General features: G+C 63.5%; 1 rRNA gene. It reads right to left on the bottom strand.

Annotated features, from left to right (window positions below):
* A 16S ribosomal RNA gene (locus DXD39_RS10040) occupies window positions 1-809 on the bottom strand; the annotation flags it as partial.
* Window positions 810-988: the final 179 nt, after the last annotated feature.

Consider the following 988-nt stretch of genomic DNA (forward strand, 5'->3'; position numbering starts at 1 on the left):
CCCCCCCACACCTAGCGTCCATCGTTTACGGCTGGGACTACCAGGGTATCTAATCCTGTTCGCTCCCCCAGCTTTCGCGCCTCAGCGTCGGTCTCGGCCCAGAGGGCCGCCTTCGCCACCGGTGTTCCACCCGATATCTGCGCATTCCACCGCTACACCGGGTGTTCCACCCTCCCCTACCGGACCCAAGCCGCGGAGGTTCCGGGGGCTTCGGGGGGTTGAGCCCCCCGCTTCGACCCCCGGCCTGCCGGGCCGCCTACGCGCGCTTTACGCCCAATGAATCCGGATAACGCTCGCCCCCTACGTATTACCGCGGCTGCTGGCACGTAGTTAGCCGGGGCTTCTTCTGCAGGTACAGTCTTGACTCTTCCCTGCTGAAAGCGGTTTACGACCCGAAGGCCTCCGTCCCGCACGCGGCGTCGCTGCGTCAGGGTTCCCCCCATTGCGCAAGATTCCCCACTGCTGCCTCCCGTAGGAGTCTGGGCCGTGTCTCAGTCCCAATCTGGCCGGTCGGTCTCTCAACCCGGCTACCCGTTGTCGGCACGGTGGGCCGTCACCCCGCCGTCTACCTGATGGGCCGCGGAGCCATCCCCTCCCGTCGGGGCTTTAGCCGGGGTGCCATGCGGCACCCCGGGGTATCCGGTATTACCCGTCCTTTCGGGCGGCTATCCCGGGGGAGGGGGCAGGTTCTCCACGTGTTACTCAGCCGTTCGCCACTCGCTTCCCTCCGGAGAGGGGTGCCGTTCGACTTGCATGTGTTAGGCGCGCCGCCAGCGTTCATCCTGAGCCAGGATCGAACTCTCCGTCCAAAATATATGGGCTTCGAGCCCGTCCGGTCCTCACAACTGTTACGCTGATCGGTTCCGTTCGATTCATATGGTTCTGTATAGGAAAAGGAATTTCTCGGGGCCGCCTCTCGGCGGCCTTGCGAAAAACAAATCCAAGTTAGACCATTTCAAATGGTTCGATGTCTGCCCGGATGCGACAC

Origin of the sequence: Collinsella sp. TM04-29, assembly GCF_003466565.1 — a bacterium.
Lineage (GTDB): Bacteria > Actinomycetota > Coriobacteriia > Coriobacteriales > Coriobacteriaceae > Collinsella.